The following is a 16567-nucleotide window of genomic DNA, read 5'->3' on the forward strand; positions in this document are numbered from 1 at the left end:
CCGAGAGGGGGCCCGACGTGACGATTCTGGAGAACATCCGGGGACCACGCGACCTGAAGGCGCTGTCCGAGGCGGAAATCGGTGAACTGGCCGAAGAGGTGAGGGAGTTCCTGGTGCAGGCGGTCGCCAGGACCGGCGGACACCTCGGACCCAACCTGGGAGTGGTGGAGCTGTCCATCGCCCTCCACCGGGTCTTCGAGTCGCCGGTCGACCGCATCCTGTGGGACACCGGCCATCAGAGCTATGTGCATAAATTGCTGACCGGACGTCAGGACTTCTCCAAGCTGCGGGGCAAGGGCGGCCTGTCCGGCTATCCCTCCCGCGAGGAGTCCGAGCACGACGTCATCGAGAACAGCCACGCCTCCACGGCGCTCGGCTGGGCGGACGGGCTCGCCAAGGCCCGGCAGGTACAGGGCGAGAAGGGCCACGTCGTCGCGGTCATCGGCGACGGCGCGCTGACCGGCGGCATGGCGTGGGAGGCGCTGAACAACATCGCCGCGGCCAAGGACCGGCCCCTGATCATCGTCGTCAACGACAACGAACGCTCCTACGCCCCCACCATCGGCGGACTCGCGAACCATCTCGCGACCCTGCGGACGACTGACAGCTACGAGCAGGTCCTCGCCTGGGGCAAGAAGGTCCTGCTGCGCACCCCCCTCGTCGGCAACACCGTCTACGAGTCGCTGCACGGCGCGAAGAAGGGCTTCAAGGACGCGTTCGCACCGCAGGGCATGTTCGAGGACCTCGGGCTCAAGTACGTCGGCCCGATCGACGGTCACGACGTGGGAGCCGTGGAGTCCGCGCTGCGCCGCGCCAAACGCTTCCACGGACCCGTGCTCGTCCACTGTCTGACGGAGAAGGGACGCGGCTACGAACCCGCGCTCGCGCACGAGGAGGACCACTTCCACACCGTCGGGGTGATGAACCCGCTCACCTGCGAACCTCTCGCACCCTCCAACGGCCCTTCCTGGACCTCCGTGTTCGGCGACGAGATCGTCAGGATCGGCGAGGAGCGCGCGGACGTGGTGGCCATCACGGCGGCCATGCTGCATCCGGTCGGGCTCGGGAAGTTCGCCGAGAGATTCCCCGACCGGGTGTGGGACGTCGGCATCGCCGAGCAGCACGCCACGGTGTCCGCGGCCGGACTCGCGACCGGTGGCCTGCATCCCGTCGTCGCCGTGTACGCGACCTTCCTCAACCGGGCCTTCGACCAGCTCCTCATGGACGTCGCGCTGCACCGCTGCGGCGTGACCTTCGTCCTCGACCGGGCCGGGGTCACCGGGGTCGACGGCGCCTCGCACAACGGCATGTGGGACATGTCGATCCTCCAGGTCGTGCCCGGCCTCAGGATCGCCGCGCCGCGCGACGCCGACCAGCTCAAGGCCCAGCTGCGGGAGGCGGTCGCCGTGGACGACGCGCCGACCCTGATCCGTTTCCCGAAGGAATCGGTCGGCCCGGTGATCCCCGCGGTGGACCGGGTGGGCGGGCTCGACGTCCTGCACCGCGGCGAGCGCCCCGAGGTCCTGCTCGTCGCGGTCGGCGTCATGGCCCCGGTCTGCCTCCAGGCCGCCGACCTGCTGGAGTCCCGCGGCATCGGCTGCACCGTCGTCGACCCGCGCTGGGTCAAGCCCGTCGACCCGGAGCTGCCCCGCCTCGCCGCCGGCCACCGGCTCGTCGCCGTCGTCGAGGACAACAGCAGGGCGTCGGGCGTGGGCGCGGCCGTCGCGCTGGCCCTCGGGGACGCGGAGGTCGACGTACCCGTACGGCGGTTCGGCATCCCCGAGCAGTTCCTCGCGCATGCCAAGCGGTCCGAGGTGCTCGCCGACATCGGGCTCACGCCCGTGGAGGTCGCCGGCCGGATCAGCGCCGCCCTGGCCGTCGGGGACGAGCGGGCCAAGGCCGCGTACGTGCTGTCGACGGCCGCCGACCGGCCGGCCGAGGACGAGTCGTCCAAGGAGAAACAGGAATGACCGACCCTGCCCGCAAGGGCGAGTTCGACCTCGGCGCACTCCTTGCCGAGCGCGGAGCCGAGCGCTACGAACTGCACACGAAGTACCTGAACCACCAGCTCCCGCGCATGCTGCACACCATCGGCTTCGACAAGGTCTACGAACGGGCCGAGGGCGCGCATTTCTGGGACGCCGACGGCAACGACTACCTGGACATGCTCGCCGGCTTCGGGGTGATGGGCCTCGGCCGCCACCACCCCGTCGTCCGGCAGGCGCTGCACGACGTCCTCGACGCCTCGCTCGCCGACCTCACCCGCTTCGACTGCCAGCCGCTGCCGGGTCTGCTCGCGGAGCGGCTGCTCACCCACAGCCCGCACCTGGACCGGGTGTTCTTCGGCAACAGCGGTACGGAGGCGGTCGAGACCGCGCTGAAGTTCGCCCGGTACGCCACCGGCAGGCCGAGGATCCTGTACTGCGCGCACGCCTTCCACGGGCTGACCACCGGCTCCCTGTCGGTCAACGGCGAGGCCGGCTTCCGTGACGGCTTCGCACCGCTGCTGCCCGACACGGCCGTCCCGCTCGGCGATCTCGACGCCCTGGCGAAGGAGCTGAAGAAGGGCGACGTCGCCGCGCTCATCGTGGAGCCCATCCAGGGCAAGGGCGTCCACGAGCCCCCGCCCGGATATCTGCGCGCCGCCCAGGAACTGCTGCACCGGCACAAGGCGCTGCTCATCGCGGACGAGGTGCAGACCGGCCTCGGCCGCACCGGCGACTTCTACGCCTATCAGCACGAGGAGGGTGTCGAACCGGACCTGGTGTGCGTGGCCAAGGCGCTCTCCGGCGGCTATGTGCCGGTGGGCGCGACCCTCGGAAAGGACTGGATCTTCAAGAAGGTCTACTCCTCCATGGACCGCGTCCTCGTGCACTCGGCGAGCTTCGGCTCCAACGCCCAGGCCATGGCGGCGGGGCTCGCGGTGCTCTCCGTGATGGAGAACGAGCAGATCGTCGCGAACGCGCGGGTCACCGGAGAACTGCTGAAGTCCCGGCTGGCGGCCCTGGTCGACCGGTACGAACTGCTCAGCGAGGTGCGCGGGCGGGGTCTGATGATCGGCATCGAGTTCGGCCGGCCCGTGTCGCTCAAGCTGCGCGGCCGATGGACCATGCTGCAGGCCGCGCGCAAGGGGCTGTTCGCGCAGATGGTCGTCGTACCGCTGCTCCAGCGGCACCGCATCCTCACCCAGGTCTCCGGCGACCACCTGGAGGTGATCAAGCTGATCCCGCCGTTGGTCGTCGACGAGCGGGACGTCGACCGGTTCGTGGAGGCCTTCACCGCGGTGATGGAGGACGCGCACAGCGGCGGCGGGCTGATGTGGGACTTCGGGAAGACGCTGGTGAAGCAGGCGGTGGCGAACCGCTGAAAGCCGCGCACCGTGGTGGCTCGCGGACACCGGGCCCCGTCGGACGCGCCGGACCCACGGAGACTTTTGCCTCTGGGGCAAGGAAATTGCCCCGGGGGCAATTGTTTGGCTCAATGGTCCCATGAGCACTGCCGATCCGGGGGCGGCCGACGAGCCGTCCGCCGAGCTGCACGCCGTGGCGCCCCAGCTCCGCGCCCTGCGCCGCACCGCCTCCCTCACGCTGGAGGCCGCCGCGCGCGCCGCCGGGCTCTCGCCCGCCCATCTCTCCCGGCTGGAGACCGGGCAGCGCCAGCCCTCGCTGCCGATGCTGCTCACGCTGGCCAGGGTCTACGGTACGACGGTCTCCGAACTGCTCGGCGAGACGGTCGCCGACCGTGACGCGATCGTCCGGGCCGCCGACATGGAACCGGCCCCCGCGGGCGGCTGGACCTACTGGCAGGCGGGCTCCGCGGGCCGCGGGATGCAGGCGCTGCGCGTGCGCGTCCCGTACGGCTCGCAGGGCGACATCGTGCGCGTCCACCCGGGCGAGGAGTGGCTGTACGTCCTCCAGGGGCGGCTCAGTCTGCGCCTCGGGGACACCGCGCACGTCCTCGCGCCGGGGGACAGCGCCCACTTCGACTCGCTGACCCCGCACCGGATCGCCGCCGCCGAGCGCGACGGAGCCGAGCTCCTCTTCGTACACACCCTGCTGCAGAGCCCCGTCGCCGCGCTGTGCCTCGGCCCGGCGACGGGCCACCCCACCTCGGGAGAGACGTCATGACCGAACCCACAGAGCCCCGCCGGTCCATGGAGGACAGGTTCCCGCGCGCCCTGTGGGTGCGGTTGATCATCTACATCGCCGTCGGCCATCTCTTCGCGGCCTTCATCTACCTGCTCTTCGCTCTGGGCGCGCAGAACCAGTAGGCGGCCGGTCCCGTCGCCCGGCTCAGTCCAGGAGCCGCGCGCGCAGGCGCTCCCGCAGCTCCGGGGTCAGCCCCAGCCCCTGCTCCAGGTAGGCCTCGACGCCGCCCCAGGTCTCCTCGATCGTCTCGAACGCGGCCGTCAGGTACTCGGCGCGGGCGTCGAACAGCGGGCTGAGCAGTTCCATCACCTCGGGGGAGTAGGTGCCGGCCGAGGAGCCGTTGCGGTGCACCTTGTAACGGCGGTGCGCGGCGTTCGACTCCAGGTAGTCGGCCACGATCGCCTCGCGCTCGACTCCGAGGGCGAGGAGGGTGACCGCGATGGACAGCCCGGCGCGGTCCTTGCCCGCCGCGCAGTGCATCAGCGCGGGCACACTGTCCTCGGCCAGGGCGTGCAGCACCTGGGAGTGCTCGGCCGTGCGCTCCCTGATGATCGTGCGGTACGAGCCGATCATCCGGTCGGCGGCCTTGCCGTCGCCGAGGAGCGCCCGCAGCTGGTCGAGATCGCCGTCGCGCACCATCTTCCAGAACTCACTGCCGTCCGCCGGGTCGCTCAGCGGGAGGTTCACGTTCCGCACGCCGGGCAGTTCGACGTCCGGGCCCTCCAGCTTCTGGTCCGCGGCGTTGCGGAAGTCGAAGATCGTGTGGAGTCCCAGGGAGGACAGGAACGCGGCGTCCTCCTGCGTGGCGTGCGCGAGGTGGCCGCTGCGGAACAGATGCCCGTAGCGCACTCGCCGACCGTCCACGGTGGGCAGTCCGCCCACGTCGCGGAAGTTGCGCACTCCGCCGAGCTCGGGCTCGGTCGACGGGATCTGCTGCGTCACGGGGGCTCCTCTCGTTCGGCCGCCGGCGTCGCCGACCTGGACGTGGCGCCGCTCGTCGGCAGTTGTACCGGCTCGCGCTCTCGACGATACGACATGGGTTCCTGAGGCAATGAGTTGTCCACAGGCGCGGGTTCACCGGCCGGGGACGCCCTCGACGATGACGTTTCGGTGCCGCTTCATCGACCTTCGATATCGAACTGGTGTTCATATCGATCGAGGGGTCGGTCGCGCGCCCCGGTCGCGTCGACCGTGCGGGCGAATTGCATCGATATGGGGCATTGATGCGTGCCGTTTTGTGTGCCGTTCCGGGCGGAGGGCCGGATGTGTCGGTTATCCGCCCGTGTCGCATCTGGCTGTTCTGTCCGAATAAGCACCTTCATTACAACTGGCCCTGGAATAAGGCGTCCTGGTGCGAGTCGCGTGAGGAGCGTCATATTCGTGACGATGCGTTGCCGTCGCCACTTCTCAACCGGTCCGCTTTTCCGGGCGCGTTGGGAGGTCCGGAAGATCGTGGTTCCACGGAGGGTGACGGTGGATTCCGCATGGATCAAGAAGGGCGAGCGCACAGAAACCGGACTCGGTTGTCGACGCGCTCTCATGTCGCTTACGTTCTGCCTCAATCCGGACGGACGCCCAATCCTGCCGCCGCCCGGAATCCGCACACTCACCCGCACACGGCAGGAGCGGGGGACCCACAGGTTCCGTGCCTGGTCCGGTTCCCGGAACAGGCTTGGGGTACAGCCGCGCAGCAGCGTGGCCGGGCATCTCCAGCCCGCACCCGACAGCTCACCCCGCAGGCGACGGAGAGGAATTCGCCATGCCCGCAAAGGGTAAGCACCGCCGTCCCAAGTCCCTGCGTTTCAGCCGCTCGATCGCCGTGGCCGGAACCGGTGGCGCCGCACTCGCGCTGCCGCTGATGGGGGCCACGGGCGCCCACGCCGCGACCCAGGCCACCGCCGTCGCGCAGCACGCCGAGAAGGCCGCGACCGCCGCCCCCGCCGAGAAGGCCGCCCCGGCCGCCACGACGAAGACGTACGCGGTGAGGTCCGGCGACTACCTCTCGAAGATCGCCGAGGAGCAGAACGTCAGCGGCGGCTGGAAGAAGATCTACTCCGACAACCGCTCCGCCATCGGCGGCGACCCGTCGCTGATCCACCCCGGTCTGAAGCTCTCGCTCGGCAAGAAGGCCGCCCACGCCGCCCACGCCGCCCACGCGGCCACCCGGACGTCCACCGCGGCGAAGTCCGAGCAGGCGACCCCGGCCGCCGACACGGCCGCCCCCACCACCGCCCCCACCACTGCTTCCAGCAGCAGCTCCTCCGGGTACACCCTGCCGGTCGACAGCAGCACCGTCGGCACCGGTTACAAGGTGGCGGGCAGCATGTGGTCCAGCGGCTACCACACGGGTGTCGACTTCGTGGTCCCGACCGGCACCACGATCAAGTCCATCGCCGCGGGCACCGTCGTCTCCGCGGGCTGGGGCGGCGCCTACGGCAACCAGGTCGTCATCCAGCACGCCGACGGAAAGTACTCCCAGTACGCCCACATGTCGTCGCTGTCCGTCTCCGCGGGCCAGACCGTGACCGAGGGCCAGCAGATAGGTCTCTCCGGTGCGACCGGCAATGTGACCGGACCGCACCTGCACTTCGAGATCCGCACCACGCCGGACTACGGCTCCGACGTCGACCCGGTCGCGTACCTGCGCTCGCACGGTGTCGCCGTGGGCTGACCCCCCCAGCCTCCTGCTCCTGACGGCAGGATCGCCCCGAAGGCCGGACCCCGTGATTCCCTGGGTCCGGCCTTCGGCGTTCCCGCGGGACTTCCGCTGTTCCGGTGGGGCCTTCGGGGTTCCCGTGGGGCCGGATTCCGGGGGCTTCCGGGTGATCGCTGCTTCAACACCCTTGATGCGAGCCTTATTCCGGAGTTGACCAATGCTTGGCGCGTGGCTTATCTCACCGTCCGTCAACCCTTCCCTACGGTCGCGTAGCTCACATCGAAAGGTGAATCATGGCTCGATGTGGCAGACGATTCGAAGAGTGACAACAGATCAGTGATCGGGTCGTACGTGGCGGTGGGGGACAGCTTCACCGAGGGCGTCGGCGACCCTGGGCCCGACGGAGCGTTCGTCGGCTGGGCCGACCGGTTCGCGGTACTTCTCGCGGACCGCAGGCCCGAGGGCGATTTCAACTACACCAATCTCGCCGTGCGCGGCAAACTGCTCGACCAGATCGTCGAGTCCCAGCTCCAGAGGGCAAAGGAACTCGGCCCGGACCTGGTCTCGTTCTGCGCCGGCGGCAACGACATCATCCGCCCCGGCACCGACCCCGACGAGGTCGCGGAGCGCTTCGAGCGCGCGGTCGCCGACCTCACCTCCAACATCGGCACGGTCATGGTGACCACCGGCTTCGACACCCGTGGCGTTCCCGTGCTCAAGCACCTGCGCGGCAAGATCGCCACGTACAACGGACATGTGCGGGCCATCGCGGACCGCTACGGCTGTCCGGTCCTCGACCTCTGGTCCCTGAAGACGGTCCAGGACCGCAGGGCCTGGGACGGCGACCGGCTGCACCTCTCGCCCGAGGGGCACACCCGGGTGGCGCTCCGTGCCGGCCAGGTGCTCGGCCTCGAGGTGCCGGCCGACCCGGACCAGCCCTGGCCGCCCCTCCCGCCGCGCGGCACGCTCGAGGTGCGCCGCGACAACATCCAGTGGGCGCGCGAATACCTGGTCCCGTGGATCGGACGGCGACTGCGCGGGGAGTCCTCGGGCGATCACGTCTCCGCCAAGGGAGCCCTCTCCCCGGACGACATCAAGCTGCGCATCGAGTCGGTGGCCTGAGGGCTGCTCGCGATCCGACCGGTGCCCTGAGCCGGGACCGGCCCGGTCGGGCGGCGGGGCCGGAGGCCGGGCCCGAGCGGTGTGACCGTGCCGGTTCACGGACGGGCCAGGCCCGTGCCGGGCTTCGGGGCGGCCAGCGCCGGCCGCCGCGACCGCCCTGAGCCAGGGCGGGTCGCGAACGCCGGTCGCTCCGGCGAGACCCGGGGCGACCGTCCTCCCGGCGGTCGGCGGAACCGGAGGAGCGAGCGAAGCGGAGTGCGCGGGCCGGACACCGTACCCGGTGCCGGTGGAGCGGGGCCGGACACCGTGCTGTCGTGTCGGCGGGGTGGGGCTGGAGACCGTGCCCCCTCGTGCCGGTGAGCGGGAGGCCGGGCCGCTAGCGGATCGCTGCCATCAACGCCTGGCGCTCCAGGCCCAGTTCGCGGGCGAGGGCCTCGTCCACCCATTCCTGGGTCCGCGCCCGCGACACCGCTCCGGAGTACGCCGTCATCTGGACCGCCAGTCCGTCCAGCAGCGCCGTGAGCCTGAGGACCGCGCTCTCGGGGTCCGGGCAGCGGAACTCGCCCGCGGCCACGCCCTCCGCGATCACCTCGGTCATCGCGGCCTTCCACTGCCGGTCGAGATCGCGGGTGACCTCGCACAGCGCGGGCTCACGCAGGGCGACCGCCCAGCCCTCGATCCACAGGCGCCAGCCCTTCGCCTGCCCTGTCGGGGCGTACCACCGCACGGCGGCCCGAAGGCGGCGCAGTGCCGTCGTACGGCGGCCGAGCAGCTTGCGCAGACGGGCGAGGTCGTCCTCGGCCGCGTAGGTGAACGCGGCGGCGACCAGCTTCTCCTTCGTCGAGAAGTGGTACAGCACCAGCGCGTTGCTCACGCCGAGGGCCGAGGCCACGTCGGCGATCCGTACCGCCGCGACGCCCCGCGCCTCGATCTGTTCGACGGCGGCCCGCAGCAACTCCTCGCGCCGCTCCGCCACGCTCAACCGGACTCTCGCCACGCGGCAACCCTACACAGCCCTCGCGGAACAGGACCCGACAGGAGTTGACGCCTTCCCGGCGCCCCGCCTCCGCCGAGGGCGCCCCACCGCCCGCCCGCCGTCAGTCGACGAACTGATAGTCCGCCTTGATACGGCCCTCCTCGTCCAGGACGAGGAACTCCAGCCCGCCACCCGTGACCTGTCCGTCCCCGGTGTGGAAGGACTCCCAGCGGAACGTGACCACGTCGTCCAGCCTGCGGGCGGCCTCCCGGATCCTGAAGACGTACGTCCCGGGCGCCACGAACTCCTCGTGGGCACGCGTCACGCGCGCGTGCAGCTCCGCGTGACCGCGGGCCTGCAGCACGGCGGTGCCGAAGCCGAGGGACACGGCCCTGTCGTGCACCTCCTGCGGGGGACGCAGGAGGTGCACGCCGTCCTCGGCCCACAGCTCGTGCACGGTCCTGCGGCGGATCGCGGGGTCGGGTTCGTTCCAGACGCCGATGTAGCGCTCGATCAGGTCCTGCGCGTCGATGGCGGACATGCTGCTCCTCGTGCGGGTCGGTGTGCGCTCTCGCGCGGTTCCTGTGACGTCACCGACTCTGCTTCGGCCCGGCCCCGCTCCTCAATTCCCGCCGGGGAATCGCCGTACCCGGCGCGGCTCCCCCGCTGGAGCGGACGCCCGGTGGCTCCGCCCCTCTCAGCGGTACCAGCCGAACCGCTCCGCGATGACCGGCAGCCGGTCGGTGACGATGGCGTGGGCGGCGGCCCGCGGGGTCGTGCCGTCGGCCTCCGCGCGGGCGAGGGTCCGGTCGATCAGGGCGCGCATGGAGCGCCGGGTGTGGGCGAACGCCTCCTCCGCGTCGGCGCCGATGTCACCGAACAGGGTCCACCACCACCAGGCGTTCGTACCGGAGTTGACCACGACGTCCGGCAGGACGGTGATCCCGCGCGCGGCGAGCAGCTCCTCCGCGTCCGCGAGGACGGGCATGTTGGCCGCCTCGACGATCCAACGGGCCTTGATCGCCTGCTGGTTCGCCGCGTCGATCGCGTACGAGACCGCGGCGGGCACCAGCACCTCGGCATCGGCCGACAGCCAGGCGTCACCGGGGAGTTCACGGTCCGCTGGGCGCAGCACCGCGCGGTCGACCGTCCCGTACGCGTCCCGGGCCGCGAGCAGTGCCTCGACGTCGAGGCCGTCCGGGTTCACGACGGTTCCCTTGATGTCGGCGACGGCCACGATCCTGAGGCCGGCGCGGGCGAGGAAGCGCGCGGTGGCCCCGCCCATGGTGCCGAGTCCCTGCACGGCGACCCGCGTTCCCGCGTACGGTGTCCCGGCCCGGTCCAGGGCGGCGAGCACCGACTCGGCGACGCCGCAGCCGCCGACCAGTTCGTCGAGGCCGATGCCGTCCACCTCGACCGCGAAGGCGTCCGCGAGCCGTTCGCGGGCCGCCGTCTCGTCGTCGAGCAGCGGGTACACGGCCTGGATGGACGAGACGAGGCCGGCCTCCGCGGCGGCCCGGTCGACCAGGTCCTGGCTGAGCCCGAGGTCCTCACCGGTGGTCCAGAAGGACTCGATGTAGGGGCGCATGGCGCGCAGATAGCGCACCAGCAGGCCGTACGCCGCCGGGTCCTGGGGATCGCAGTCGATCCCGCCCTTGGCACCGCCCAGGGGGATGTACCGGCCCTCGGGGTTGTAGTGCAGGGCCTCTTTCATGGTCATGCCACGGGCGAGCCCGGCGACCTCCTCCAGCGTGCAGCCGGGCCGCATCCGCAGACCGCCGCTGGAGACACCCCGCACGAGCCGGTCGACGACGAGGAATCCCTGACGGCCGGTGACGTGGTCCGTCCAGGTGAGCGTCATCAGGGGGGCGGCGGTCATGGGGTCTCCTCGGGAACGGCGATCAGGGTGGGGCCTGGGGTGCGCAGTGCCTCGGCGAGCGCGGCGCTCAGCTCGTCGGGGGTGTACGCGTGCGTGCCCTGACCTCCGTAGGCGCGGGCCAGGGCGGGCAGGTCGACCGGCGCGAGGTCGACGGCCGTGGGGGTGTCGCCCCGGGCGGCCATCTCGTCGCGGATCTCCCCGTAGCCGCCGTTGTCGAACACCACGACGGGCAGCGGGAGCTGGAGCTGTACGGCGGTCGCCAGCTCCTGCACCGTGAACTGGAGGCCGCCGTCCCCGCTGAGCGCCACCACCTCACGGCCGGGGCACGCCGCCTTGGCTCCGATCGCCGCGGGCAGAGCGTAGCCGAGCGTGCCGTAGCCGGTCGGGTGAAGATAGCGGCCCGCGGGGCCGAGCGGGAGGTGGGGGAGTGCTCCGTAGTAGCAGCACTGGGCGCTGTCCGAGGTGATCACGGCGTCGTCGGGGAGGACCGAACGGATCGCCCGCAGGTACGGGATCCAGCGGGCGTCGCGCCCGGCGGTCTCGGCGTTCCGCGCGGCCCGCAGTTCTCCGGCCAGCCGGGCGGGGTCCTCGTCGGGCACGCGCGCGTGCCCGTGTGTGCCCTCGCCCTCGTCGACGGCGGCGAGCAGGGCCGTGAGGGAGAGCCGGGCGTCGCCGACGACGGGGATGTCGGCGGCGAGGCCCGCGTACATCTGGTCCGGGTCCAGGTCCACGCGGATCAGGGTGCCGTTCAGGTCGGGCGGCGCGGACCAGAAGTCGGATTCGGCGAGTTCGGTGCCCACGGCGAGGACGGTGTCGCGTTCCGTGAGCCAGCGCCGGACCGAGGGGCTGTGCAGACAGACGCCGAGGGCCAGCGGATGGGTCTCCGGGACGGTCCCCTTGCCGTTGGCCGTGGTGAGGACGGGAGCGCCCAGCCGCTCGGCCAGGGCCAGGCCCTCGGCGGCCGCGCCGCGCGCTCCGCCGCCGAGCACGAGTGCCGGACGCCGGGCCTCGCGCAGGGCTTCGGCGGCCCGCCTCACCGCCGACGGGACCGGGGCGGGGGGAGCGACGGGAGGGGTGACGCGGACGGGGCCGGTCTCCTCGGCGGCCTCCAGCAGATCGAGGGGGATCTCGATGTGCGCGGGCCGCGGCCGGCCGGTGCGGAACAGGGTGAAGGCGCGTGCCACCGCCGCGTCGATCTCGGCGACCGAGGACACGCGGTGGCTGAACGCGGCCACGCCCCGCAGGGCCTCCGTCTGGCTGCGTGTCTCGTGCAGCAGGCCGGTGGCCAGCCGCGGGTGGCGCAGCGGCATCCCGGGGGAGACGACGAGCAGCGGCACGCTGTCCGAGTAGGCCTGGCCGACGGCGGCCGCCGCGTTCAGCAGGGCGGGCCCGGTCGTGGTGATCACGACACCGGGGCGTCCGGTCACGCGCGCGTAGCCGTCGGCGGCGTATCCGGCGCCCTGCTCGTGGCGCGTCAGGACGTGCCGGATGCCGTACGCGGACAGGTGGCGGTAGATCTCCAGGTTGTGCGTGCCGGGGATGCCGAAGACCCGGGTCACGGCGTGCCCGCACAGCGCGCGGACGAGGGCCTCGCCGCCGGTGAGCCTCTCGCCCATCACAGGCTCCGCACGACGGCGCGCCGTACGGCGTACGAGGCGCCCTCGGCCGTCGCCGGTTCGGCGTGGAGGTCGGACACGGTGTCTCCAGACGTGGACGGGCCGGCGCGCCCCTCAGGGCGGCGGGCCGGCGGGACGAATACCTGGCTACTGAACCATGAGTCAGTATCGGAAGGGGTGCCGGGTCGTGTCAACGTACGGGGGCGACCACCGCCGGAGGGGTCGGCCGGGTGCGTGCGAGAGGCCCGGTCAGCCGGGCGCGAAGGGTCGGGCCGGCTTCGTGGGACCGGCCCGCACCGGGCGCGGGCGGGCCGCCGGCGGGCGCCGGGGCACGGTGGTGAGCGGACGCACTTCCGTGTTGCGGAAGAAGCGGGGGCGCGGCGGGGTTGAGCACTTACAGACCCAGGGTCACGGACGCCGCGTTGTGGCCGGGGTGACCCGGCGCTGTCAGAGGCGACGACCATAATGAAGGCCTGACCGACTCCATCTGGAGGTATCCGTGACCGGTTTCCGTACCCTGAGCTCCGGGCTCCGCGCGCTGCGGCCCGCCGCCTTCGGCGCGGATCCGGCTGGTGCGCGCATGCGGCGCATCCGCAATTCGCCCAACTTCGCGGACGGAGTCTTCCAGAACCCGGAGACCGCCCGGACCCGTCCCGACGGCTCCATGGTGGAGTTCGCGAAGGTCTACTTCCGCAGTGAGGAGCGCGCCCACCGCTCCCCGGCCGGGACCGTGCCGGTGCACGCGACGACACTGGCCGACCTGGCCCGGCCCGCCGCGACCGGGCTGCGGCTCACCTGGATGGGGCACTCCAGCGTCCTCGCCGAGATCGACGGCCACCGCGTGCTGTTCGACCCGGTCTGGGGCGAGCGCTGCTCCCCGTTCGCCTTCGCCGGTCCCAAGCGACTGCACCCGGTTCCCCTGCCGCTCGCCGCGCTCGGCCCGGTCGACGTCGTGGTCATCTCGCACGACCACTACGACCACCTCGACATGACCACGATCAAGACCCTGGGCGGCACGGACACCGTGTTCGCCGTTCCGCTCGGCGTCGGCGCACATCTGGAGCACTGGGGCATCCCGGCCGACCGGATCCGTGAGCTGGACTGGAACGAGTCGACCAAGGTCGGCGGGATCACCCTGACGGCGACACCGGCGCGTCACTTCTGCGGGCGCGGTCTGCGCAACACCCAGCACACCCTCTGGGCCTCCTGGGTCGCCGAGGGCGAAGCGCACCGGATCTACCACAGCGGTGACACCGGTTATTTCCAGGGCTTCAAGGACATCGGTGCCGCCCACGGCCCGTTCGACGCCACGATGATCCAAATCGGTGCATACAGTGACTTCTGGCCCGATATTCATATGACGCCCCAGGAGGGCATGCGCTCCCACCTGGACCTCCAGGGCGGGCAGCCCTCCGGCGTGATGCTGCCGATCCACTGGGGGACCTTCAACCTGTCCACCCACGCCTGGGCCGACCCGGGCGAGGGAACGCTGGCCGCCGCCCGCGCGGCGGGGGCGCGCGTCGCGCTGCCCCGCCCCGGTGAGCCCTTCGAGCCCACGGCCGAGGCCGTCCCCTCCGCACCGTGGTGGCGCGGTGTGGCGCGTGCGCCGAGGGGCGGCTGGCCGGCCGTCGAGGAGGCCGTCACCGACACGCCGGGTGACGTCGCCGACAGCTCGACGGAGGGCACCGGAGAGCCCGAGACGGTGTCCGCGGGCTGATCCGCCGACCGATGGCGAGGGCCGGGGAGCGCGACGCTCCCCGGCCCTCGCCTTTTGCTCGCGACCGCTTCCGACCAGCTCTGATCGAATCCCGGGGTCGGTGCGAACGCGTGTCCGGCAGGGTTATCGGTCAGCCGTACGACGCCTCATACCAGAGCGGGACGCTACCAGGGGGAGTTTGTCAACAGCCCACCGCACATGATGCGTTGGCGACTACTGTCAGTTGCCGACGGGCGACGCAGGGCCGATTTTTTCGGCTCTCTCGACCGGCACCGCGATGGCGCACGCCCGAGTCGCGGAACCGCGGGAGCTCCACGCCCCCGACGCATCCAGTACGAGGACGCCGATGTCTCATCTCCGCGCACCGGCCGCACGCGCAGACCGCCGCGAGGGCGGGCGGCACGGCCGACCGGCCGCCCGCGCCACCCTCGCGCCGCCCGAGACGCACCTGCGGCCCCAGCTGCTGCGCCTCGCGGTCCTGCCGCCGACCGCCGTGGCCCTCAGCGCGTGCGCCGCCGTCCTGTTCACCGTCCGCTCCACCGGCGCCCGGCCCGGCCCCGCGCTGTGGGCCGTCCTCGCCGGAGCGGCGGGCGTCGCCCTGGCCGGCATCCTGATCGCCGCCGTGGCCGCGAACCGCGCCGCCACCTCCGTACGCGAACGCATAGGAGCCCTGCGCCGCACGAGTGCCCGCACCGAGACCGACCTGCACGCCGTCGTCGAGGCGCTGCGCCGCGGCGAGGACCCGCCCGCGCGCAAGAAGCGCCGTCGCCCGCCCGTGGACGCCGACGACTTCGACCTGCTCGCCGCCGACCTCTCCCGTGCCCACGACGGCGCCGTCGCGGCCGTCGTGCAGGCCTCGCGGCTCTCCAGCCGGACGGGCAGCGAACAGAAGGTCGAGGTCTTCGTCAATCTGGCCCGGCGCCTGCAGTCCCTCGTGCACCGCGAGATCTCCATCCTCGACGAGCTGGAGAACGAGATCGAGGACCCGGACCTCCTCAAGGGCCTCTTCCACGTCGACCACCTCGCCACCCGCATCCGGCGCCACGCCGAGAACCTCGCCGTGCTCGGCGGCGCCGTCTCGCGCCGCCAGTGGAGCAACCCCGTCTCCATGACCGAGGTGCTGCGTTCCGCGATCGCCGAGGTCGAGCAGTACTCACGGGTCAAGCTGGTGCCTCCGATCGACGGCACCCTGCGCGGCCACGCCGTGGCCGACGTCATCCACCTGCTCGCCGAACTCGTCGAGAACGCCACCCTGTTCTCCGCCCCGCACACCCAGGTGCTGCTGCGCGTCGACCACGTCACCTCGGGCCTGGCCATCGAGGTGGAGGACCGCGGGCTCGGCATGCAGGCGGCCGAACAGGACAGGATGAACGCCCTGCTCGCCGACCCCGACCAGGTCAACGTCGCCGGTCTGCTCCAGGACGGGCGCATCGGCCTGTTCGTGGTCTCGCAGCTCGCCCGCCGGCACGGCATCCACGTACGGCTCCAGAACAACATCTACGGCGGAGTCCAGGCCGTGCTCGTGGTTCCGCAGGGCGTGCTGGGCTCGGCACAGGACGCCGCCGAGGACGCGGGCGTCACCCAGGCGCCACCGAACGGCACGAACGGAGGGCACCGGTCGGCCCTCGGCCCCGGGCCCGCACACACGCCGCCCGCGCAGGTCCCGGTGCTGCCCGGCGGCCGCCCGGCGGCTCCCGTGGTGCCACGGCAGTCGCCGCGTGGGCCGGTGCCCGAGCCCGTACGAGCGGAACGGGCGTCTCCGCGTGCCGCGGACGTGCCGGCCCCGGGACGCGCCGCCACACCCCTTCCGGTGCGCGGCGCCCGTGCCGAACGGCCCAACCCGGCCGAGGCCGTGCCCGGCATCCGCCCCGAGGACCGGCTCGCCGCCGCCGGGAACGCCGCCATGCCGCCCACACCGCGCGCCGGTGTCGTGCGCGGCACCATGGGCAAGCCCAACCTGCCCAAGCGGCGCGCCCAGGAGCACCTCGTCCCCCAGCTGCGCGAAGGACAGGCGCCCCGCCCGGACACCGAGCACCTCGTCGGCCACGACCCGGGCCTCATGGCCGCGTTCCAGCGCGGGATCGGGCTCGCGGAGGCCGCCCACGCGGATCCGGCGGGCCAGGAGTTCCCGGAGCCGTCCGGGGAGCTCTCGCCCGCGCTCCGGCCGGCCGCCCCGGCCTCGTTCCCGGACCGGGCGCACCTGGAGGCAGCGCGCGAGGACGGCGCGGTCCCGGCCCGCGGGGAGCTGCCCACGGGCACGCCCGCCACCGGCCGCGCACCCCTGGACGTCCCCCCGGAGGACGGCACACCGACAGCCCACCCGGGTCTGTCGCCCGCGACGCACGCACAGGCGCCGCGGGGAGCCCCCGGCATCGCGTCCGGCCACGACCGCGACCGCACCACCCGGCACGACGGGAGCGCACCGGCCGGATGACCATCCCCGTACCCACCCC

Annotated in this window: 13 protein-coding genes and 1 riboswitch; of the genes, 8 read left to right on the plus strand and 5 right to left on the minus strand. The window is 72.3% G+C overall.

The window, feature by feature from the left end; translation table 11 throughout:
* Window positions 1–17 precede the first annotated feature (17 nt).
* From dxs to ACH4S8_RS00660, 4 genes are all read left to right on the plus strand, one after another.
* Complete coding sequence (gene dxs, locus ACH4S8_RS00645; RefSeq protein ID WP_398389533.1) at window positions 18–1970, plus strand: 1-deoxy-D-xylulose-5-phosphate synthase; 1953 nt, start codon at window positions 18–20, stop codon at window positions 1968–1970.
* A complete protein-coding gene (locus tag ACH4S8_RS00650) occupies window positions 1967–3367 on the plus strand; it encodes an aspartate aminotransferase family protein (RefSeq protein ID WP_398389535.1) in 1401 nt (466 codons plus the stop codon). The genes dxs and ACH4S8_RS00650 overlap by 4 nt, the downstream gene beginning before the upstream one ends.
* Before the next feature lie 121 nt (window positions 3368–3488).
* Window positions 3489–4127 carry a helix-turn-helix domain-containing protein gene (locus ACH4S8_RS00655; protein WP_398389537.1) on the plus strand — a complete coding sequence of 213 codons (639 nt, stop codon included), beginning with the start codon at window positions 3489–3491 and terminating at the stop codon, window positions 4125–4127.
* Between the two features lie 26 nt (window positions 4128–4153).
* Window positions 4154–4270 (plus strand): DUF6126 family protein, encoded by a 117-nt coding sequence (locus ACH4S8_RS00660; RefSeq protein ID WP_398390677.1) that lies wholly within the window; start codon window positions 4154–4156, stop codon window positions 4268–4270.
* 22 nt (window positions 4271–4292) lie between these two features.
* On the opposite strand, the gene ACH4S8_RS00665 is transcribed toward ACH4S8_RS00660, so the two are convergent.
* Window positions 4293–5090 carry a tyrosine-protein phosphatase gene (locus ACH4S8_RS00665; protein ID WP_398389539.1) on the minus strand — a complete coding sequence of 266 codons (798 nt, stop codon included), beginning with the start codon at window positions 5088–5090 and terminating at the stop codon, window positions 4293–4295.
* Between the two features lie 655 nt (window positions 5091–5745).
* Window positions 5746–5903, plus strand: a riboswitch (cyclic di-AMP (ydaO/yuaA leader).
* Window positions 5904–5907: 4 nt separating this feature from the next.
* On the opposite strand from ACH4S8_RS00665, the gene ACH4S8_RS00670 reads away from it, so the two are divergent.
* Together ACH4S8_RS00670 and ACH4S8_RS00675 are read left to right on the plus strand one after the other, a co-directional pair.
* Window positions 5908–6819 (plus strand): peptidoglycan DD-metalloendopeptidase family protein, encoded by a 912-nt coding sequence (locus tag ACH4S8_RS00670; RefSeq protein ID WP_398389540.1) that lies wholly within the window; start codon window positions 5908–5910, stop codon window positions 6817–6819.
* 321 nt (window positions 6820–7140) lie between these two features.
* Entirely contained in the window at window positions 7141–7926 is a 786-nt protein-coding gene (locus ACH4S8_RS00675) for an SGNH/GDSL hydrolase family protein (RefSeq protein ID WP_398389542.1), read from the plus strand.
* Window positions 7927–8302: 376 nt separating this feature from the next.
* Here the strand turns inward: ACH4S8_RS00675 and ACH4S8_RS00680 are convergent, their stop codons facing one another.
* The 4 genes from ACH4S8_RS00680 to ACH4S8_RS00695 form a co-directional block, all read right to left on the minus strand.
* Complete coding sequence (locus ACH4S8_RS00680; RefSeq protein WP_398389544.1) at window positions 8303–8923, minus strand: TetR/AcrR family transcriptional regulator; 621 nt, start codon at window positions 8921–8923, stop codon at window positions 8303–8305.
* Between the two features lie 100 nt (window positions 8924–9023).
* Window positions 9024–9443: a hypothetical protein gene (locus tag ACH4S8_RS00685; RefSeq protein WP_398389546.1), complete on the minus strand. Its 420-nt coding sequence runs from the start codon at window positions 9441–9443 to the stop codon at window positions 9024–9026.
* Between the two features lie 156 nt (window positions 9444–9599).
* Window positions 9600–10781, minus strand: coding sequence for a Glu/Leu/Phe/Val dehydrogenase dimerization domain-containing protein (locus ACH4S8_RS00690; protein ID WP_398389548.1), 1182 nt, complete (start codon window positions 10779–10781; stop codon window positions 9600–9602).
* Window positions 10778–12397 carry a 5-guanidino-2-oxopentanoate decarboxylase gene (locus ACH4S8_RS00695; RefSeq protein WP_398389550.1) on the minus strand — a complete coding sequence of 540 codons (1620 nt, stop codon included), beginning with the start codon at window positions 12395–12397 and terminating at the stop codon, window positions 10778–10780. Before ACH4S8_RS00695 ends, ACH4S8_RS00690 begins: the two co-directional genes overlap by 4 nt.
* Window positions 12398–12896: 499 nt before the next feature.
* Here ACH4S8_RS00695 and ACH4S8_RS00700 point away from each other — a divergent pair, with 499 nt between their 5' ends.
* Together ACH4S8_RS00700 and ACH4S8_RS00705 are read left to right on the plus strand one after the other, a co-directional pair.
* A complete protein-coding gene (locus ACH4S8_RS00700; protein ID WP_398389551.1) occupies window positions 12897–14114 on the plus strand; it encodes an MBL fold metallo-hydrolase in 1218 nt (405 codons plus the stop codon).
* A gap of 346 nt (window positions 14115–14460) precedes the next feature.
* The gene (locus ACH4S8_RS00705) at window positions 14461–16548 is read left to right on the plus strand and encodes an ATP-binding protein (protein ID WP_398389552.1); all 2088 of its coding nucleotides are present in this window, start codon (window positions 14461–14463) and stop codon (window positions 16546–16548) included.
* The last annotated feature ends 19 nt before the right edge of the window (window positions 16549–16567 follow it).

The organism is Streptomyces sp. NPDC021080, assembly GCF_044333225.1.
Taxonomy (GTDB): domain Bacteria; phylum Actinomycetota; class Actinomycetes; order Streptomycetales; family Streptomycetaceae; genus Streptomyces.